This window comes from Nioella aestuarii, from assembly GCF_050896395.1.
Taxonomy (GTDB): domain Bacteria; phylum Pseudomonadota; class Alphaproteobacteria; order Rhodobacterales; family Rhodobacteraceae; genus Nioella; species Nioella aestuarii.
In genome coordinates, this window is the sequence record NZ_JBPBBA010000035.1 from 1 (window position 1) to 18213 (window position 18213).

Here is an 18213-nt window from a genome sequence, read left to right on the forward strand (position 1 = left end):
CGGCGCTTCGCTTGGGGCCGGCGTGTCAGAGGGAGGGGCAGTCACATCCTGCGCAGGCGGGCTTGGCAAGGCCGCTACTTCGGCCTGCACGTCGGTATCTGGCAAAGGTGCCAAAGCCGACATGTCGGGCTGCGTTTCCGTGGGCGGTTCCGGCACGGCCTCGGGCGGCGTGCTTTCAGGTGCCGCCGCTTCTGGCGTGGGCGGTGTCGGCTCGTTTATCTCGGGTGCAGGCGGTGTGGGAAGCGTTGGTTGTTCAACCACGGCGGGCGTTGCCACCACAGTTTCGAACATCGCGTCGAACTCCTGAGCCGAGATCAGTGTCACGCCGGTCAACTCGAACGGCTCTTCCTCCGTGTCGGTGAACAGACTTCCCCCGATCAGTGCCCAGATGAGCACGCCGAAGTGAAGTCCGCTGGAGGCATAGAGCGCACGCCGCATTGGCCGTCACTCCCCATCCTGTGCATCTAGACGCGGGCCACCAGCATCCGTGACCAATCCGATTTCTCGGAAGCCGCCAGCGTTCAGAGCACCCATGACCTGCATGACATCCGCATAGGGAATGGCCCCATCCGCACGCAGGAAGATCTGGTTGCTGTCCCGTTCGGCGGCGATCCCCTGAAGGCGCGTCACCAGTTCCTCCATCGGGACTGGTGTGGTCTGGATCATCACCTGCCCGTCAGCCGTCAGCGTCACAGCAAGAGGTTCCTCCTCCTCCTCACCCGGCAAAGGCTCTGCTGCGGTTTCCGGCAGCTCAATCGGGACTCCCACGGTCATCAGCGGGGCCGAAACCATGAACACGATCAGTAGAACCAGCATAACGTCCACGAAGGGCGTGACGTTGATCTCTGACATTGCGGCGTGGCGGGACCGGCGGTTGCCACGCCTGCTGCGCCCGCCAGTTTGCCCTTGTTTTACTCCGGCACCCATGGATCAGTCCAATTGCCGCGACAGGAGGGTAGAGAATTCATCCGCAAAGCCCTCGTACCCCGCAACCAGCCGGTCGGCATCGGCAGAGAGCTTGTTATAAAGGATCACCGCAGGAATAGCTGCCAGAAGGCCAAGCCCGGTCGCCAGCAGCGCCTCTGCGATGCCCGGTGCCACGACCGCAAGCGAGGTGTTGCCCGACATCGCAATCTGTTGGAATGACCGCATGATCCCCCAGACCGTTCCGAAAAGCCCGATGAACGGCGCGGTCGCACCGGTCGTGGCAAGGAAGTTGAGCCCGGAAGTCAGCCGCTCCGCCTCTCGTCCGATCGCTACGTCCATCGACCGATCGACGCGTTGCTGAACGCCGGGGATCAGCGCCCCGTCATCGCGCAAACTGCGCTGCCATTCGGTCATGCCCGCAACGAACACCCGTTCAGAGGCCGACCGGGGCCGTTCGGCCACCTTGTCAAACAGCTCGTCCAGCGGCTCACCCGACCAGAAGGCCGCGTCGAACTGCGCGGCCCGGCGGCGCGACAGCCGGTAGGTAGAGAATTTCTGGAAGGCAATCGCCCAGACCCAGATCGACGCGGCGAACAGCATCACCATGACGAGCTGGACGACAAAGCTTGCGCGGAAGAACAGGGCCAGCAGCGAGAAATCCATCTCCTGCGCCATGCTCAGCGTTTCGGTTTCCATGAAGTGCGTATCCTATCTGCCCGGCCTCTAGTCGGATGCCATCTTGCTTGCGGCATCTCATTTGGAAGGGAATTTAGCAAAGAGGAAGAGCAAACACCATTGGCTTGCTTCACTGTCGGTTTCACTGCTGAAACGTAACCAGCTTTTGGCGGATATCCGCCGGAATCCGCACCGCACGGCCGGAATCCGTCAGGCAAACCACCTGAACAGTGGACGCATAGAGCCTGTCATTGCCCCGATATACCACCTGTTCGAGGTCGAAACTGGCTCCTTTGACACCAGTCAGACGGGTTTCGACCCTCAGATCATCCTCGAATCGGGCGGGTGCAATAAAATCCATCTCCATCCGCCGGACGGCAAAAACGATCCCCCGCTCGGCCTTCAGCATTGTTTGCGAAATCCCCGCCTCGCGCACCATCTCGGACCGGGCCCGTTCGATGAACTTGAGGTAATTGGCGTGATAGACGATGCCCGCCAGATCGGTGTCTTCATAATAGACGCGGGTGTGGAAAAGATGGGTCATGCGATTTCCTGCAACGTTAACGCCTGTGGCCATGTGGCGAGACATAGTACATTGCGGTAGGCAAAGGCGAGCGGCGCGTAATGCAGTGACGGAAGTCAGGCCTCAATCCGGTCTACTGGGCTTCGCGTATGGGAATGGATGCCATGTCGGGCACCCAGGGCAGGGCCGATTTGCACCATACCTGCACTTTCGGGGTCAGCACCGCGCGCTGCCGGATGGTGCCGACGCGTAGCCCGAAAAACGCTGTCGGGTCGTCTTCGGTGCAAGCGTGAATACGGGTGCCGCAGGTTGGGCAGAAACTGAGCTTTCGGATGCGCCCGCTTTCCGCGATCTTATTATACGACGCCAGTTCCCCGCACAGCAGCGTGAACGCGCCACCTACAACCCCTGCCACAAGACCGAACGCAGCGCCGGAATTCACCTGACAATCCTGGCAATGACAAATCGCCACCCGGTCGGCATCGATCTCAGCTTCGTAGCGGATGTATCCGCATAAGCATCCCCCATCCACCCGCATGGTGCCCCTCTCTGGCTCGATCTTGGGGATCAGGGTGGCACATTCAGGCTTTGAACGCGACGATTTCTTGGCGGATCACTCGGATCAGCCTCCATGGCCGAGCGCCCCTACCCGTGCCGCCAGTCGCAGCCCGTGGCTTGGGTCGTTGGCACACACCGGCATCACCGGGTCGTAGCCTGCGCGGATCACGTTGGCGATCTCGGGTTTCAGCACCGCAGGCTGGCCCGGCGCGGCAGCGAGGGGGGAGCTATCGGTAAAGGCGCTGTCTGACCAAAGCAGGATCACCTGAATAACCTGGCTGAGCGCGATGGTTTCCGCAGGGACTTTCGACATCTCCTCATCCATGCGGATAAAGACGAACGCCGCCTGAATGGCGCCGGTGTCATCGAAGCGGAAGCTGCGATACTGGTTGGCGTCCACCGCTTTTAGCCGGTCCACGGTGGCGGGCAGGTCGGGGATCAGCCGGTCGAGATTTGGCGTTGCCGTCAGTTCGTCCCAGTCCCGGAAGAAGAACACCATCAGGTTCGCGCCAAGTTCCGGGTCGGTTTCGGCCATCTTGTGGCCGGCCAGTGCCACCACCGCCTCGATCGCGCCTTTCAGGATGCTGACTGTCGCATCCTCCACCCCGAAAACCACCGGCACAATGGGCCTGCCCCACCGGGCAAAGAGGTATCGTCCGTCAGACCGGGTAAAAAGGCGCGTAACCGCGTCGGCATCCATTCCTGGGGCTCCTTACAGATTGTTTTCCGCCATCCAGCCCGCGAATACCGGATCATAAGCGGCAGGGCCATAGACCTGCGGGGCTGTGCCAGACTCGTAAATCGCCGCGGCGGCCGCCCCGTCAGAAATGCGGATGCCCCAGGCCCCCGCCGAGATATTGCACGCATGCGCCATGCAGCCCGCACCAAGCACCCAATCGCCGCGTTGGATGACGCTGTTGGCCGGGCCGATCCGGTCAGAAAGGTCACGGATCTGATCCTCGGTCATAATGGTCAGAAAGCGGGCACGTTCACCGGGATCGCGGAAGATGGAATAGGGGTGCTCGCCCACCCAACGGGTCGCATCCGCGCCGGGACCAGCGGGGGTGCCCGCGAAGGGTTGCTCGCCTGGCGTGGTTTCCATGCCGGCATCGCTGAACCGATAGGTGGTGAATTGCTGCCGCATTCCGTCAGCGAAAATATCCAGTTCCAGCGCGTCGGGCAGAACCCGCATATCGCTGACCGCGCCTTCACAAGCCCCAGTTTCGCCCATCACCTGGACCGTACCCTGCGCAACGCGGATCACAGTCACCCCCGGCCCACACATATTGCCGCCATGGTGATGCGTGGCCAGCAGCCAGTCATGATCCGCGCCCTCAAGGGCCCAGGCCCCGAGGATTTCCCACATATAATCCAGCTCAACCGGCAGGGTCGCGCCAGAGACCACCAGCCCTTGACTGGGGCGTTCGCCCACGACCGAGGCCGCGCCGAAACGGGTCTGGAACTGATCATAGCTGCCGAACTGGACATCGGCGCTTGCTGTGCTGGCCGACAGGGCAACAATGGCTGCACTGAGAAAACGGATCATGGCAATACTCCCGCAAGGGTCAGATCAGGCTGCCCTGTTCGGGGGGCACCGGGGCTGCAAGACCCAGATGCGACCAGCCTTTGGATGCCAGCATCCTTCCGCGCGGCGTGCGGGCAATCAAGCCCTGTTGAAGCAGAAAGGGCTCGATCACCTCCTCAATCGCGTCCCGGCTTTCCGACAGGGCGGCGGCCATGGTTTCCACACCCACGGGGCCACCACCGTAATTCTCTGCCATCAGCAACATGTAACGCCGGTCGGCCCCGTCGAGGCCGAGGTGATCCACCCCAAGCCGGGTCAGGGCGCTGTCGGCAATCTCTCTCGTCAGGCGACCGTCGCCTTCCACAAGCGCGAAATCCACCACCCTGCGCAGCAATCGGCCCGCGATGCGGGGGGTGCCGCGGGCGCGGCGGGCAATTTCCAACGCACCTTCGGGATCAGAAGGAATACCCAACATCCGAGAGCCGCGTGTCACGATCTCATGCAGTTCCGGTACCGTGTAGAACTGCAACCGGGTCGGAATGCCAAAGCGGTCGCGCAATGGGGTGGTCAATAGGCCAAGCCGGGTCGTCGCCCCGACCAGAGTAAACGGCTGCAACTCGATCCGAACCGTTCGCGCGGCGGGGCCTTCACCGATCACCAGATCAAGCTCGAAATCCTCAAGCGCCGGATAAAGCACTTCCTCCACCGCCGGGTTCAGCCGGTGAATCTCGTCGATGAACAGAACATCGCGCGCCTCCAGATTTGTCAGGATCGCAGCGAGGTCGCCAGCCTTGGCCAGAACGGGACCTGAAGTCATCCGAAAGTTCACGCCCAGTTCCCGTGCCATGATTTGCGCCAGTGTCGTCTTGCCAAGACCGGGGGGGCCGTGGAACAGCACATGGTCCATCGCCTCTTCCCGCCGCCGGGCGCTTTCGATGAACACCCGCAGATTGGCGCGCGCCTCTTCCTGGCCGATGAATTCCCTCAGTTCCTGCGGTCGCAGGGCGCGATCTGGGCTTTGATCCTCGGGCAAGGGCGTCGCGCGCAAGGTTGGGTCGGGGTCTGTCATCTCAATCCTTCGGGGCCAGCAGACGCAGAGCGGCGCGGATCACGGCTGGGGTTTCGGCAGCCGGGTCATCCCCTGCCGCCTGCGCCACCGCCATCGCGGCCTCTGCCGGGGCATAGCCCAGGTTCTTCAGCGCCGAAAGGGCCTCGGCCTGAGAGGATGAGGATGGGCGCGCCTTGGCCGGTGCGGTTATGTCGGGTTGTCCGGCGGGCGTCGCCGCGGGGGCATCGCCCAAAGCCTCCAGCACGTCACCGCCCATGGCCATGACACCTGGCGCCTTGTCCTTAAGCTCCATCACCACCCTTTGCGCCAGTTTTGGTCCGACACCCTGTGCGGCCTTGACCGCCGCCGCATCTCCCAATGAAATAGCGCGCGCCACACCTTCCGCACCCAATGTGCCCAGAATGGCCATCGCGGCCTTGGCCCCCACGCCCTGCACGGAGATCAGCAGCCGGTGCCATTCCCGGTCATAGAGCGTCGGAAAGCCGAAAAGCTGCAACAGATCCTCGCGGACCAGCAATTCGGTAAACAGCGCCGCGACCTCACCCCGCCCCGGCAGGCCCGCCAGCGTTCGGTCGGAACAATAGACGACATAGCCCACGCCATTCACATCCAGCAGCACGTGATCGCTGCCCTTGTAGTCCACCCGGCCTGTCAGTTTGCCGATCATCGCCCTGCCTCCACTGCCGCGGCCAAACGGCCCGCGGTCTGCGCATGAAAGGCATGACAGATGGCAATGGCAAGCGCATCCGCCGCATCGGGGCTGGAGGGGTTCGCACCGGGCAGTTGCATCTTCACCATATGCTCGACCTGCCGCTTTTCCGCGTGGCCCACGCCCACCACCGTCTTCTTGACCGCGTTCGGCGCATATTCAGCCACGCTGAGCCCCGCCTGCGCCGGAACCAACAGCGCAATCCCGCGTGCCTGCCCCAGTTTCAGCGTCGCCACCGCGTCGCGGTTCACGAAGGTCTGTTCCACGGCGGCCTGGTCCGGCTGCCAGCGGTCCAGCACCTCTGACAATTGCCGGTGCAGCGACAACAACCGCGCAGCAAGATCCTTGCCCTCGCTGTGACAGGTGCCATTCGCCACATGGCTGAGTCGCGATCCCCGCGACTCGATCACGCCCCAGCCCATGTTTCTAAGCCCTGGATCGATCCCGATGATCCTCATGCTGCCCGACCCCACAAAATTCTTGCGACTTTTTTGCAGCACTAGCACGAAACAAGAACATTGACCAGACAAAGTCGATTTTCGCCCTCTGCTAAAACAAATGCGACACGCGCTGGCGGTGATGTCGATTTCGGACAAATTGCTAATCCGGTTCCGACAGAAATAATGGCGAATTTTCGTCGAAATTTCATGCCGTTACGTCAGATTTCGACCTATGCAAAAACTGCATATGACCCATGCGAAAATCAGTATTGCTCAGTGCGGATCACCCTCCTAAGTGCCGCTTCAGAAAGCGAACACTTCGCAACTCAACCCCTTATCTGGAAGGAACATTCAGATGGCTACCGTGACCAACCGTACCGTTGACGCCGGCTTCAGCGTCGCCTCGATCCTCTCCGTTTTCGTGGGTCGGATTGCAGCCTGGAACGACGCCCGCGTGACCCGCAAAGCGCTGGAGGCTCTCTCCGATCGTGAACTGGACGATCTGGGCCTGCACCGTGGCGATATCGACGCGATTGCCACCGGCATCTATCGCTGAGATTTCTCTCTTTTCTCTCTCCGTCTGAAGCCGCTCCATATCGGGGCGGCTTCTTTCGTTTCGGGATCAGACCGGCGGACGGCCAAGCGTGTCTGTCAGGGCCATGCCGATCCAGCTGGACACCGGATCCATCGACAGAATCCAGGCCGCAGCCTGATGACCGGCGGTCTGATCAGAGAGATCCGCGAGACGCGCAGAATACTGAGCTTCACCCTGATGCCAGATCATGAACCCTTTTAGCAGAAAGCAGCAGATCACCGCCAATGCCAGGCTTCGCCACGGAAAAGACAGGCGGATCTGTCGCCGCCGCGGCACCACAAGACCATCAGGCAGAACGACAACGCCGCGATCATCGGCCAGCGACGAATGATCGAGCCTGCGAAGTCGTTCCTGAAACCGATTGTAGTTGGCATCCATGGGGCACCTCTTGCGCCGACCCCACCCACGCACGGATTATACATCAAATTAAGTCAAAACTGTGCCGATCAGCGCCGCAGGGTCAGCGTTGTCCATTCACCTAGCTCCGCCCGGTGCTCCAGGGTCAGTCCCTGGGCTTCGTAGGCCGCCACTACGTCATCACCCTGCTCATTCAGTAGCCCCGACAGAATGACATGCCCACCTTCGGCACAATGCGCGGCCACATCGGGGGCAAGTTCTACCAGAGGGCCCTTAAGGATATTGGCGAAGATCAGGTCAAAAGGCCCAGCTGCATGAAGCTCGGCATGATCAAATCCGGTCGCTTCCAGGCAGCGCACCCGACCGGCTTCACCATTGGCCGCGACATTGGCCTCGGCCACGTCAACCGCGACCTCGTCGATATCCGACGCCATCACCGGCGCGGGCCAGACCTTGGCCGCCGCCAGCGCAAGCACGGCAGTGCCACACCCGATATCGACGGTGTTCTGCTTGACCTCACCGGCCTGTATGAGCCGTTCCAGAGCCTCAAGGCAGCCTTTCGTCGTGCCATGATGCCCGGTTCCGAATGCCATCGCCGCCTCGATCAGCAAAGGCACGCAATCTTCCGGCACTTTGTCCGCATCATGGCTGCCATAGACAAAGAACCGCCCGGCCTCCACCGGATGCAATTCCCGCTTCACATGCGCGACCCAATCGGTCTCTGGCAGTTCCGACACGACGAAGGGTTTCGCGTCATGGGCCGCTGCCAGCAGCGCAAGCGCGACGTCATCCGGCGCTTCGGTGAAATAGGCCCCGACTTCCCACAGGCCCGATCCATCTTCCATCTCGAAGACCCCCACGCCGGTTGCTTCGGGCTCGATCTCCTCAAGCGCAAGGCCAAGGGCTTCGGCATTTTCGCGGGCTTTCAGGGTGGTCAGGGCGGTGAAGGTGGGCATTGGCGATCTCCTGGCGGTCGCCTCGACTTAGGCCCACGTCCGGCAAAACACAATCGCCCTTCTTCTTTGCGCAGATACTCACCACCGCCGTGGCGGCCAGCAAGGCCATCTCATTCCCGCACCAACCTCTCACCCATTCTGCGGCAGCACGGGGCGGCGAGGGCCCCCGGAAGGGGGCTTGAGCTGGCCCGTTCCCCGATCGGCGCCGTCAGGCGTCGAGACCGATGGGGCAGGTCACGCCCGTGCCACCAATCCCACAATAGCCCGACGGGTTCTTGGCCAGGTATTGCTGGTGATAATCCTCGGCAAAGTAGAACTCCGGCGCGGGCAGGATCTCGGTGGTGATCGCGCCGAACCCCGCTGCTTTCAGCCGCGCCTGCATGGCAGGCAGGCTGTCTGTGGCCGCCTGCTGCTGCGCCTCCGAAAACGTATAGATCCCGGACCGGTACTGGGTGCCCATATCATTGCCCTGCCGCATACCCTGGGTCGGGTCGTGGTTTTCCCAGAACACTTTCAGAAGGGCTTCATAGCTGATGACCGCGGGGTCATAGACCACCCGCACCACCTCGTTATGGCCGGTGCGCGCTGTGCAGACTTCTTCATAGGTTGCATTGGGCGTATGTCCGCCCGCATAGCCCACCATGGTCAGCCAGACACCATCGAGCTTCCAGAACATCCGCTCGACACCCCAGAAACAGCCCATGCCGAACATGGCAACGTCCATTCCCTCGGGCACCTTTGCTGTGAGCGGGCGACCGGACACGAAATGAGTCTCCGCGGTCGGGATCGCGGTTGCGCGTCCCGGCAGGGCCTCGGCAGCCGTGACCATTTCCATCTTTTTCGTTCTGAAACCGAACATCGCGCATCTCCCTTTCGCTTCGATCACCATGCATCCGTCCATAGATGGGGCGCAAGCCATCCCGCGACCAGATAGACCACTGCTTGCAATGGATCACGACACCGCGATCACGAAGATCATTGCAACCGCATCGTTTCGCTTCCCAATCCCCGAAACCACGCCTAACGTCCACGCCATGACGCCCGCCTCCACCCTCGACTCGCGCGCCTCCTGGCTGCGGCTTTCCATTTCACTGACCATCGGGCTGGTGGGCAATGTCGGTATGTGGGCGATCATCGTCATCCTTCCTGCCGTGCAAGCCGAATTCAATGTCGACCGGGGAGATGCGTCCCTGCCTTACACGCTGACCATGATCGGGTTCGCCCTTGGCAACTATTTCATCGGGCGGGCCGTGGACCGGTGGGGGATCACAACCTCGATGATCGCGGCGTCCGGTTTGATTGCAGCCGGGTTTGCCGGGGCGGCCATCGCCCCCAACATTGCCACGCTTTCAGCTTTGCAGCTGCTGATCGGGTTTGGCACTGCCACCTGTTTTGGACCGCTGATCGCCGATGTCTCGCACTGGTTCCTGCGCCGCAGGGGGATCGCCGTGGCCATCGCCGCATCCTCCAACTACCTTTCCGGTGCGATCTGGCCCCTGATCCTGGCCGATATCCTGGCCACCCAGGGCTGGCGCAGCGCCTATCTTGTGTTGGCCGTTGTGACGTTGGTCGTGATGATCCCCCTTTCGCTGCTTTTGCGCGCCCGCGTGCCCGAGGCCGCCCGCGCGGAGGCCGAACAGTCCGCTGCGTTGCGCGCCCGTGCAGTCAGCTTCTCGCCCAACACATTGACCCTGTTGCTGGCGATCGCGGGGATCGGCTGTTGCGTGGCAATGTCTATGCCCCAGGTTCATATCGTTGCCTACTGCACAGACCTTGGTTACGGGCCTGCCATCGGGGCCGAGATGCTGTCGCTTATGCTGTTTGGCGGTGTCGCCTCGCGGTTGGTCTCCGGGGCGCTGGCCGATTGGTTTGGCGGCGTGACGACGCTGCTTATTGGCTCTACCCTTCAATGCATCGCGCTGTTTCTTTACCTGCCGACATCTGGGCTTACTTCGCTGTATATCGTCAGCCTTGTGTTCGGGCTCAGCCAGGGTGGGATCGTGCCGAGCTACGCGATCATCGTGCGTGAATACCTGCCCCCGAGAGAGGCCGGTGCACGGGTCGGGCTGGTGATGATGTCGACCATCGGCGGGATGGCCATCGGCGGCTGGATGTCAGGCTGGATCTACGATGTCACCGGCAATTACCAATGGGCGTTCATAAATGGCATCGTTTTCAATGTCCTGAACATTGGCATAATGCTTCTGATCCTGCTGCAATCGCGCCCGCGCCGCACGGCTCCTGTAGCGGCCTGACGCCTGAGAAACGCGCCAGAGTCGACCGGAGCGGGAAATTCCGTTAACTTACTGTCACCAAAATTTGAAATGGCTACGCGACACCCACATCTTTGATGCGAGGGACCGGGCCTGACCGGCCCCTCCGAACAAACAGAGAAGAGACCGGTTTGATGTCGATACGAGAAGTCACCCGCGCCTACTGCGAGCGCAGCGACGCGCTTGCCTCGGCCAGTTATTTCGGCACCTTTGCCGTATATTTCCTGACACTCTACCTTGCCGTTTACTCTTATGATGCATGGGCACTGGTGGTCCCCTTGGTGGTCATCAACGCGCTCGCGGGTGTCCGGCTCTATGTGCTGCAGCACGATTGCGGGCACAGGTCGCTGTTCTCTCAAAGATGGATGAACGATTGGGCGGGCTATGGGCTGTCCACCTTCACACTGACGCCGTACCGTGCGATGCAGTACAATCATAATGAACACCACAAGTTTCTTGGCGATCTGGAAGAACGGCGGTCAGGCGAAATCCACACCATGACCTTGCGGGAATGGAACGAGGCGAATTGGAAATCCCGCCTGTTCTACCGGCTTTACCGCAACCCACTGATCCTGATCCCAATCGGGGGCATCTTCGTTTACGCTTTGCGCTATCGCTGGCCCAAGAACACCATGAAAGTGGGCCCTGCCGGTGTGCTTGTGCATGACGCCCTGCTACTGGGCTGGATCGGGCTGCTCTATTGGCTCGGCGGGACACCTGCCTTGATGGTCTATCTCGCAACCGTCTTCGTAGCGGCCTGTTCCGGGGTCTTCCTGGTCTATCTTCAGCATAATTTTGAAGACACCTACTGGGATCGCCGCCCCGATCTCCGCCATGACATGGCGGCGCTTCAAGGATCCTCGGCACTGGATCTTGGCTGCTGGTTTGACCTTGCAACAGGCAACATCGCCTATCATGACATCCACCATTTCAACGCCAATATCCCCAGCTACCGTCTGCGAAAATGCCATAGGGCGATCCGGGATCAGTTCGGGCTGCCGACGATCAACTGGCCCGAGGCGCTTCGGAGCTTTTCCCTGAAGCTGTGGGACGAGGACCAGGAAAGGCTTGTGCCGTTTCCGCGGAACCAACGATCCATCTGGCGGCTGTCGGAATGGATGCCTGGCTAGGCGGTATAGGCGGCGAGTGCGGCTTCGACGCCTTTCGCGCCAATCAGCTCCATCCAGCCCACAAATTCCGAGGCGAAACGCGCATCATTGGCCAGATCGCCATAGATCGCAGGCATTTCCAGCCAGGCCTGCGGTCGGGTTGCGGCTTCTTGCGCGCGGGCGGTCAGAGAGCTCCACTGCGGATCATTCGCGGCGATGACCGCACCCGCTTCAGTCACCCCAAGGCAGTAGCGGGCCCAAAGCGCCTCAGCCAGGGCAAGGCCCGAAAACTCTCCGCCAACGGCCAACGCATCGCGCAGCGAGGGCAGCACAAAGCCTGGATGGCGGCTGGAGCCGTCAAAAGCGACGCGCCGGGTGGTGTCGACAATGGAAGGGTTGGAGAAGCGGCGATTGATCAGGGTGATGTACTGCGCCGGGGTGAACTCGGCCACGGACGGCACATGAGGGGCGACCTCGGTGCTCAGCACCTTGTTCAGGAACGCTCCGACCGCCGGATGGGTCGTCGCCTCGGCGATCGTCTCCAATCCAAGCAGCGCACCTGCATTCGCAACCACCTGATGGCCTGCATTCAAGATGCGCAACTTCATCATCTCATAGTCATGAACCGAGTCCGAGAACGTCACGCCAGCCTGTTCCAGTGGCGGGCGTCCGGCACAGAAATCGTCCTCGATCACCCATTGCCGGAATGCTTCATGCGACACCGGAACAGCGTCACCAATTCCGAAGGCACGGGCGAAGTCCAGCTCGCGTTCGCCGGTCGCGGGCACGATGCAATCCACCATTGAATTGGGGAAACTGCACTGGTGCTCGATCCAGTCGGCCAAGGCCGGGTCAGACATCCGGGCCAGCCCCAGGACAACACGGCGAAGAATGGCGCCGTTGCCCTGAAGGTTGTCACAGCTTAACGCCGTAAACGGCCCGGCACCTGCATCACGTCGCAGACGCAGCGCCGCGATAATCGCGCCGAAGGCCGTGCGAGGCCGATTGGGATGGGTTGCGTCGTGGACAATGTCAGGATGACCGGTATCAAGACCTTCAGCCGTCTGGAAATACCCGCTTTCTGTCACCGTCATGGCAACGATGCGAATGGCAGGGTCGGCCATGGCCGCAACCAGAGGGGCGTTGTCTTCGGCCACAGGGACATAGTCGATCATCGACCCGATGACCTCTGCCGAGCGGTGATCTGCATCAAGCTCGATCAGCGTTGTCAGGCAATCCTGCGCCAACAGCTTATCCCGCATCGTCGCGTCGTAGGGTCGAACGCCAGCGCCAACAATCGCCCAATCCTGCGCCAGCCCCGCCTTCATAAGCCGGTTCAGATACCACGCCTGATGCGCACGGTGGAAATTGCCGACACCGATGTGAACGATCCCTGGCGACAGCGTGGATCGGTCAAAACCGGGACGCACCACGTTTTCTGGCAGATCAGACAGCGTCGCGTTTGACAGGGCCGTCAATCCCGATGTGGTCTTATGTACAGCGCTGGCCATGGCCGACCCCCTCAGCTCATCCAGTTGCCGCCGTCGACATTGTATGTCTGAGCGACGATATATTCGGCTTCGGCAGAGGCCAGGAAGATGGCCATGCCGGTCAGGTCTTCTGCGGTGCCCATGCGTCCAAAGGGGACGGCTTCGCCGACCTCTCGCTTTTTCTGGCCGGGCGCCTTGTTTTCATATTTGGCGAAGAAGGCATCGACGCCGTCCCAATGTTCACCATCCACGACACCGGGGGCGATGGAATTCACGTTGATCCCGTGCTCGATCAGGTTCAGTCCCGCCGATTGGGTCAGGCTGATGATGGCGGCCTTGGATGCGCAATAGACCCCGACAAGGGCCTCTCCGCGACGCCCCGCCTGGCTGGCCATGTTGATGATCCTGCCGCCCTGACCGCGCGCAATCATATGCTTTGCCACGGCCTGTAGGGTGAACAGCGCACCCGCGACGTTGATCTGAAACACCCGTTCATAGTCCGCCCGGGTGATGTCCACGATCGGCGCAGCGGTAAAGATCGCGGCGTTGTTGATCAGAATGTCGATCTTGCCAAGCGCCCCGACGGTTTCTGCAACGGCTGCTTCAATGCTGGACTGATCGGATAAATCCATCTTAACGGCAATCGCCGCATCACCGATCTCGGCAGCCGAGGCGTGCGCGCGCTCGATGTCGATATCGGCAATGGCCACCCGCGCGCCCTCAGCCACATAGGCCCTGGCAAATGCCAGACCGATGCCCCGCGCCGCGCCGGTGATCAACGCCGTCTTTCCTGCCAGTCGGGTCATGCGATGCGCAACCCCTGAGCATCAAACCTGTGGATCTGATCTTCCTGCGGGGTCAGCCAGACGGTGTCGCCGTGCTTGGCCCCGAACTCTCCGTCTACGCGGACGGTCATCGGATCGCCGCCAATGTCGCGATGGACATGCAGGAAAGTGTCTGACCCCAGATGTTCGGCAACGCCGACGGTTCCTTTCCAGGCCCCGTCCGTGGTCGAAATCGAGATATGTTCAGGCCGGACACCGATGGTCGTGGCGTTGCGCTTGGCGGCCTCTTCGCCGGTCAGGATGTTCATGCTCGGCGAGCCGATGAAGCCCGCCACAAACAGATTGCGTGGGGCACGATAGAGCTCCAGCGGGCTGCCAACCTGTTCGATGACACCGGCCTGAAGGACCACAATCTTGTCGGCCATGGTCATCGCTTCGACCTGGTCGTGGGTGACATAGATCATCGTGGTATCCAGCCGCTTGTGCAGCTCACTGATTTCCAGCCGCATTCCGTGGCGCAAGGCCGCGTCAAGGTTGGACAGCGGTTCATCAAAGAGGAAGGCCGCCGGTTCACGCACGATGGCGCGACCGATGGCGACGCGCTGGCGCTGACCGCCAGAAAGTTGACCAGGGCGGCGGTCCAGATAATCAGTGAGGTTCAGTGCCTTGGCAGCGGCCTCGATCCGACGCTCCTGTTCGTCCTGCGGCAGTCCCGCCATCTTCATCGGGAAGGCAATGTTCTTGCGCACCGACATATGCGGGTAAAGCGCGTAGGACTGGAACACCATGGCAAGACCGCGCTTGGCGGGCGGCACCATCGTGGCGTCTTCACCGTCGATACGGATTTGACCATCGGTGACGTCCTCCAGCCCCGCAATCAGGCGTAGAAGGGTGGACTTGCCGCAACCCGAGGGGCCGACGAAGACAACGAATTCACCGTCTTCAATAGTCAGGTCCAGCGGCGGGATGACTTCGACTTCGCCGAAGGCCTTGCGGACTTTATCAAGCGTAATGCGTCCCATGTTCTTGGTTCCTTATTTGACGGCGCCGAAGGTCAGGCCACGGACAAGTTGTTTCTGGCTGAACCAGCCAAGGATGAGGATCGGAGCGATGGCCATTGTGGACGCCGCACTCAGCTTGGCGAAGAACAGGCCTTCCGGGCTGGAATAGCTGGCGATGAAGGCCGTCAGCGGTGCCGCATCGACCGCGGTCAGGTTCAGCGTCCAGAACGCCTCATTCCAGGCCAGGATGAAGTTCAGCAGCAGGGTGGATGCGATACCCGGCACGGCCATGGGCGTCAGGACATAAAGGATTTCCTCTTTCAGAGAGGCTCCGTCCATCCGCGCGGCTTCGAGGATCTCGCCGGGGATTTCCTTAAAGTAGGTGTACAACATCCAAACGATGATCGGCAGGTTGATCAGCATCAGGATCACGACAAGCGCGAACCGGTTGTCCAGAACCCCAAGCTGAATGCACAACAGGTAGATCGGGTAAAGCACCCCAACAGCGGGCAGCATCTTGGTCGAAAGCATCCACATCAGGATGTCCTTGGTCCTCCTCGAGGGCACGAAAGCCATGGACCAGGCCGCCGGAACCGCAATGATCACCCCAAGGATGGTCGAGCCACCCGCAATGAACACAGAGTTCCACAGGAAGCGCATGTAGTTCGACCGCTCCTGCACGACGGCATAGTTTTCCAGCGTCCAGTCGAAGGCCAGGAAGACCGGCGGGTTCGCGATGGCCTCTGCCTCTGTTTTGAAGCTGGTCAGGATGGTCCACAGGATCGGGAAGAAGATCAGCAGACCGATACCCCAGGCGATTGCGGTGTTCAGCGCCTTGCGCGGATTGGAAACGGCACGTGCCATGGTCAGGTCCTCCTCAGGCGTCCAGGTTCTTGCCGACGATGCGCATCAGGAACAGCGCAACGATATTGGCGAGGATGATGGCGTAGACACCACCGGCACTGCCGAGACCCACATTCTGGCTTTCCAGCACACGCTGGTAGATCAGGTAGGTCAGGGTCCGCGATCCAAAGGCCCCGCCTGTCGTCACGAAGATTTCCGCGAAGATCGACAGCAGGAAGATCGTCTGGATCAGGATGACAATGGTGATGGCGCGGCTCATATGCGGCAAGATGATGTAGCCGAAGCGGGACAGGCGCCCTGCACCATCCATCTCGGCGGCTTCCAGTTGTTCGCTGTCGAGCGACTGGATCGCGGTCAGCAGAATGAGCGTCGCGAAGGGCAACCATTGCCAGGACACGATCAGGATGATGGAAAACAGGGGCGCATCGCTAAGCCAGACCACCGGATCGGCCCCGAACGCGCGCCACAGATGGGCAAACAGGCCATTCGTCGGGTCCATGAACATGTTCTTCCAGACCAGGGCAGATACGGTCGGCATCACAAAGAAAGGCGCAATCACGAGGATCCGGACAACCCCCTGCCCCCACATCGGCTGATCCAGCAGCAGCGCCAGAAGAATGCCGAAGACGACAGAGATCAGCAGGATGCCACCGACGATGATCAGCGTTGTCTGAACCGAAGGCCAGAAGGCACTGGAAGAGATGAAGCGGGTGTAGTTCTCGAACCAGACAAATCCCTGGTCGCCGCCGCGAAGCGGAAGGAAACGCCGCATCGAGAACCAGAGGGTCATCGACAGCGGGACAAGCATCCAGACCAGAAGCAGGAAAACCGCAGGGGCCATCATCAGTCGGGCGGCGGAGCGGGAATGCTGGGTAGCCATGACGGGATCCTCTCTTTCTGACCGTGCGCGATGCGTCTTCGGTTCAGAATGCCAAGGGGAATGGAGGTCGGCCAGTCGCGCGCCGACAATTCGGGAAAGAAGGGGTTGGGGGGCGGATGAGGGCCGCCCCCCAGGGAGGAAGTAACCGGCCTTAGTAGCCCGCAGCTTCCATTGCTTCGCTGGTGATCGCCTGTGCGTTCGCAAGGGCTTCTTCGACGGTCTGCTGACCGGCGTAGAAGGCCGAGAACTCTTGGCTCACCTCAGAGGCAATGCCTGCAAATTCCGGGATCGCCGCGAACTGGATGCCGACATACGGGCTGGGTTCAACGGTGGAGTTGTTCGGATCAGCCGACAGGATCGAGTCCAGCGTCATTTGCGCGAAAGGAACCGAGATGTAGTTCGGGTTTTCATAGAGCGAGGTGCGTGCACCCGGCGGGACATTCGCCCAACCTTCGTTCTCGGCAACCAGTTCGATGTAGTCGGCCGAGGTGGCCCATTCGATGAACTGAAGCGCCGCATCCGCCTGCTGCGTACCGGCGGGGATCGCCAGCGCCCAGGCCCACAGCCAGTTGGACCGCACACCCAGACCGTTATCGGGCGCCAGCGCGAAGCCGACGGAGTCCGCGACTTCCGAGTCGTTGGGATTGGTCACAAAGGACGCTGCAACGGTGGCGTCGATCCACATGCCGCACAGACCCTGCTGGAACAGCGACAGGTTCTCGTTAAACCCATTGGTGGCATAACCGGCAGGGCCGCTTTCGCTCATCATGCCTTCGAAGAAGGTCAGCGTGTCGAGCCAGGGCTGCGTGTCGAACTGGGCGTTCCAGTCCATGTCGAACCAACGGGCCCCGAAAGAGTTGGACATCGCGGTGATGAAGGCACCGCCCTCACCCCAACCGGGCTTGCCGCGCAGGCAGATCCCGTTCACGTCATTCTCGCGGTCGGTCATTGCAGCCGCAGCTTCGCGGATGAATTCCCAGGTCGGTGCCTCGGGCATCTCAAGGCCAGCAGCCTCCATCAGGTCAGTGCGGTACATGACCATTGAGCTTTCGCCGTAGAAGGGCGCAGCATAGAGGGTGCCTTCATGGCTCAGACCGCCGCGCATGGCGGGCAGAATGTCGTCGACGTTGTATTCTTCCGACAGGCCATCCAGCGGCACGAGCCAACCATTGGCACCCCAGATCGGGGTTTCGTACATGCCGATGGTCATGATGTCGAACTGACCGCCATTGGTGGTGATGTCTGTGGTCACACGCTGGCGAAGAACGTTTTCTTCCAGCGTCACCCATTCAACCGCGATACCGGTCGCTTCGGTGAACTGGTCGGTGTAGCCCTGCATACGGATCATGTCACCGTTGTTCACGGTGGCGATGGTGATGGTCGCGCCATGACCATCTGCCAGGGCCGCAGACGCGGTCAGGCAAAGCGAAAGCGCACTGGTGGCGCGAATAAGAGTCTTCAAAGACATCCTGTCCTC

General features: G+C 61.1%; 21 protein-coding genes and 1 pseudogene. 3 read left to right on the top strand and 19 right to left on the bottom strand.

Annotated features, from left to right (window positions below; translation table 11 throughout):
* From ACROHD_RS16575 to ruvC, 10 genes and pseudogenes are all read right to left on the bottom strand, one after another.
* Positions 1-438, bottom strand: a pseudogene (locus ACROHD_RS16575) (hypothetical protein); the annotation flags it as partial.
* Between the two features lie 6 nt (positions 439-444).
* Positions 445-927, bottom strand: a complete 483-nt coding sequence (locus ACROHD_RS16580; RefSeq protein ID WP_432679460.1) for an ExbD/TolR family protein — start codon at positions 925-927, stop codon at positions 445-447.
* 3 nt (positions 928-930) lie between these two features.
* A complete protein-coding gene (tolQ, locus tag ACROHD_RS16585) occupies positions 931-1623 on the bottom strand; it encodes a protein TolQ (RefSeq protein ID WP_432679462.1) in 693 nt (230 codons plus the stop codon).
* Positions 1624-1744: 121 nt separating this feature from the next.
* Positions 1745-2146 (bottom strand): tol-pal system-associated acyl-CoA thioesterase, encoded by a 402-nt coding sequence (gene ybgC / locus ACROHD_RS16590; protein ID WP_432679464.1) that lies wholly within the window; start codon positions 2144-2146, stop codon positions 1745-1747.
* Positions 2147-2258: 112 nt separating this feature from the next.
* Complete coding sequence (locus tag ACROHD_RS16595) at positions 2259-2663, bottom strand: GFA family protein (protein WP_432679465.1); 405 nt, start codon at positions 2661-2663, stop codon at positions 2259-2261.
* A gap of 84 nt (positions 2664-2747) precedes the next feature.
* Positions 2748-3383 (bottom strand): hypothetical protein, encoded by a 636-nt coding sequence (locus ACROHD_RS16600; protein WP_432679466.1) that lies wholly within the window; start codon positions 3381-3383, stop codon positions 2748-2750.
* Positions 3384-3395: 12 nt separating this feature from the next.
* Complete coding sequence (locus ACROHD_RS16605) at positions 3396-4229, bottom strand: Ivy family c-type lysozyme inhibitor (protein WP_432679467.1); 834 nt, start codon at positions 4227-4229, stop codon at positions 3396-3398.
* Positions 4230-4248: 19 nt separating this feature from the next.
* Positions 4249-5277, bottom strand: a complete 1029-nt coding sequence (gene ruvB, locus ACROHD_RS16610) for a Holliday junction branch migration DNA helicase RuvB (RefSeq protein ID WP_432679468.1) — start codon at positions 5275-5277, stop codon at positions 4249-4251.
* Between the two features lies 1 nt (position 5278).
* A complete protein-coding gene (ruvA, locus tag ACROHD_RS16615) occupies positions 5279-5944 on the bottom strand; it encodes a Holliday junction branch migration protein RuvA (RefSeq protein WP_432679469.1) in 666 nt (221 codons plus the stop codon).
* A complete protein-coding gene (gene ruvC, locus ACROHD_RS16620; protein WP_432679470.1) occupies positions 5941-6444 on the bottom strand; it encodes a crossover junction endodeoxyribonuclease RuvC in 504 nt (167 codons plus the stop codon). The genes ruvA and ruvC overlap by 4 nt, the downstream gene beginning before the upstream one ends.
* Before the next feature lie 337 nt (positions 6445-6781).
* On the opposite strand from ruvC, the gene ACROHD_RS16625 reads away from it, so the two are divergent.
* Complete coding sequence (locus ACROHD_RS16625; protein WP_432679471.1) at positions 6782-6982, top strand: DUF1127 domain-containing protein; 201 nt, start codon at positions 6782-6784, stop codon at positions 6980-6982.
* Positions 6983-7048: 66 nt separating this feature from the next.
* On the opposite strand, the gene ACROHD_RS16630 is transcribed toward ACROHD_RS16625, so the two are convergent.
* The 3 genes from ACROHD_RS16630 to msrA form a co-directional block, all read right to left on the bottom strand.
* Positions 7049-7399, bottom strand: coding sequence for a hypothetical protein (locus tag ACROHD_RS16630; RefSeq protein ID WP_432679472.1), 351 nt, complete (start codon positions 7397-7399; stop codon positions 7049-7051).
* A gap of 68 nt (positions 7400-7467) precedes the next feature.
* Positions 7468-8334, bottom strand: a complete 867-nt coding sequence (locus ACROHD_RS16635; protein ID WP_432679474.1) for a 50S ribosomal protein L11 methyltransferase — start codon at positions 8332-8334, stop codon at positions 7468-7470.
* A gap of 208 nt (positions 8335-8542) precedes the next feature.
* Positions 8543-9193 (bottom strand): peptide-methionine (S)-S-oxide reductase MsrA, encoded by a 651-nt coding sequence (gene msrA, locus ACROHD_RS16640; RefSeq protein WP_432679475.1) that lies wholly within the window; start codon positions 9191-9193, stop codon positions 8543-8545.
* A gap of 175 nt (positions 9194-9368) precedes the next feature.
* On the opposite strand from msrA, the gene ACROHD_RS16645 reads away from it, so the two are divergent.
* Positions 9369-10589: an MFS transporter gene (locus tag ACROHD_RS16645; protein ID WP_432679518.1), complete on the top strand. Its 1221-nt coding sequence runs from the start codon at positions 9369-9371 to the stop codon at positions 10587-10589.
* 152 nt (positions 10590-10741) lie between these two features.
* Positions 10742-11737 carry a fatty acid desaturase gene (locus tag ACROHD_RS16650; RefSeq protein ID WP_432679477.1) on the top strand — a complete coding sequence of 332 codons (996 nt, stop codon included), beginning with the start codon at positions 10742-10744 and terminating at the stop codon, positions 11735-11737.
* Here the strand turns inward: ACROHD_RS16650 and ACROHD_RS16655 are convergent.
* The 6 genes from ACROHD_RS16655 to ACROHD_RS16680 form a co-directional block, all read right to left on the bottom strand.
* Positions 11734-13227, bottom strand: a complete 1494-nt coding sequence (locus ACROHD_RS16655; RefSeq protein ID WP_432679478.1) for a mannitol dehydrogenase family protein — start codon at positions 13225-13227, stop codon at positions 11734-11736. The two genes, ACROHD_RS16650 and ACROHD_RS16655, sit on opposite strands and share 4 nt — an antisense overlap.
* Before the next feature lie 11 nt (positions 13228-13238).
* Positions 13239-14012, bottom strand: coding sequence for an L-iditol 2-dehydrogenase (locus ACROHD_RS16660; protein WP_432679479.1), 774 nt, complete (start codon positions 14010-14012; stop codon positions 13239-13241).
* Positions 14009-15013, bottom strand: a complete 1005-nt coding sequence (locus ACROHD_RS16665) for an ABC transporter ATP-binding protein (protein WP_432679480.1) — start codon at positions 15011-15013, stop codon at positions 14009-14011. Before ACROHD_RS16665 ends, ACROHD_RS16660 begins: the two co-directional genes overlap by 4 nt.
* A gap of 12 nt (positions 15014-15025) precedes the next feature.
* Positions 15026-15856 (bottom strand): carbohydrate ABC transporter permease, encoded by an 831-nt coding sequence (locus tag ACROHD_RS16670; RefSeq protein WP_432679482.1) that lies wholly within the window; start codon positions 15854-15856, stop codon positions 15026-15028.
* 13 nt (positions 15857-15869) lie between these two features.
* Positions 15870-16736, bottom strand: coding sequence for a carbohydrate ABC transporter permease (locus ACROHD_RS16675; RefSeq protein ID WP_432679483.1), 867 nt, complete (start codon positions 16734-16736; stop codon positions 15870-15872).
* A gap of 151 nt (positions 16737-16887) precedes the next feature.
* Positions 16888-18204, bottom strand: a complete 1317-nt coding sequence (locus ACROHD_RS16680; protein ID WP_432679485.1) for an ABC transporter substrate-binding protein — start codon at positions 18202-18204, stop codon at positions 16888-16890.
* Positions 18205-18213 lie beyond the last annotated feature (9 nt).

Bases quoted from the DNA above. Each gene is read 5' to 3' on its own strand.
- ACROHD_RS16605 (WP_432679467.1), bottom strand. From the start codon at position 4,229: ATGATCCGTTTTCTCAGTGCAGCCATTGTTGCCCTGTCGGCCAGCACA.
- ACROHD_RS16670 (WP_432679482.1), bottom strand. From the start codon at position 15,856: ATGGCACGTGCCGTTTCCAATCCGCGCAAGGCGCTGAACACCGCAATC.
- ACROHD_RS16625 (WP_432679471.1), top strand. From the start codon at position 6,782: ATGGCTACCGTGACCAACCGTACCGTTGACGCCGGCTTCAGCGTCGCC.
- ACROHD_RS16675 (WP_432679483.1), bottom strand. From the start codon at position 16,736: ATGGCTACCCAGCATTCCCGCTCCGCCGCCCGACTGATGATGGCCCCT.
- ruvA (WP_432679469.1), bottom strand. From the start codon at position 5,944: ATGATCGGCAAACTGACAGGCCGGGTGGACTACAAGGGCAGCGATCAC.
- ACROHD_RS16580 (WP_432679460.1), bottom strand. From the start codon at position 927: ATGGGTGCCGGAGTAAAACAAGGGCAAACTGGCGGGCGCAGCAGGCGT.
- ACROHD_RS16635 (WP_432679474.1), bottom strand. From the start codon at position 8,334: ATGCCCACCTTCACCGCCCTGACCACCCTGAAAGCCCGCGAAAATGCC.
- ACROHD_RS16595 (WP_432679465.1), bottom strand. From the start codon at position 2,663: ATGCGGGTGGATGGGGGATGCTTATGCGGATACATCCGCTACGAAGCT.
- ACROHD_RS16600 (WP_432679466.1), bottom strand. From the start codon at position 3,383: ATGGATGCCGACGCGGTTACGCGCCTTTTTACCCGGTCTGACGGACGA.
- ACROHD_RS16645 (WP_432679518.1), top strand. From the start codon at position 9,369: ATGACGCCCGCCTCCACCCTCGACTCGCGCGCCTCCTGGCTGCGGCTT.
- msrA (WP_432679475.1), bottom strand. From the start codon at position 9,193: ATGTTCGGTTTCAGAACGAAAAAGATGGAAATGGTCACGGCTGCCGAG.
- ruvC (WP_432679470.1), bottom strand. From the start codon at position 6,444: ATGAGGATCATCGGGATCGATCCAGGGCTTAGAAACATGGGCTGGGGC.
- ACROHD_RS16650 (WP_432679477.1), top strand. From the start codon at position 10,742: ATGTCGATACGAGAAGTCACCCGCGCCTACTGCGAGCGCAGCGACGCG.
- ACROHD_RS16680 (WP_432679485.1), bottom strand. From the start codon at position 18,204: ATGTCTTTGAAGACTCTTATTCGCGCCACCAGTGCGCTTTCGCTTTGC.
- tolQ (WP_432679462.1), bottom strand. From the start codon at position 1,623: ATGGAAACCGAAACGCTGAGCATGGCGCAGGAGATGGATTTCTCGCTG.
- ACROHD_RS16660 (WP_432679479.1), bottom strand. From the start codon at position 14,012: ATGACCCGACTGGCAGGAAAGACGGCGTTGATCACCGGCGCGGCGCGG.
- ruvB (WP_432679468.1), bottom strand. From the start codon at position 5,277: ATGACAGACCCCGACCCAACCTTGCGCGCGACGCCCTTGCCCGAGGAT.
- ACROHD_RS16630 (WP_432679472.1), bottom strand. From the start codon at position 7,399: ATGGATGCCAACTACAATCGGTTTCAGGAACGACTTCGCAGGCTCGAT.
- ACROHD_RS16665 (WP_432679480.1), bottom strand. From the start codon at position 15,013: ATGGGACGCATTACGCTTGATAAAGTCCGCAAGGCCTTCGGCGAAGTC.
- ybgC (WP_432679464.1), bottom strand. From the start codon at position 2,146: ATGACCCATCTTTTCCACACCCGCGTCTATTATGAAGACACCGATCTG.
- ACROHD_RS16655 (WP_432679478.1), bottom strand. From the start codon at position 13,227: ATGGCCAGCGCTGTACATAAGACCACATCGGGATTGACGGCCCTGTCA.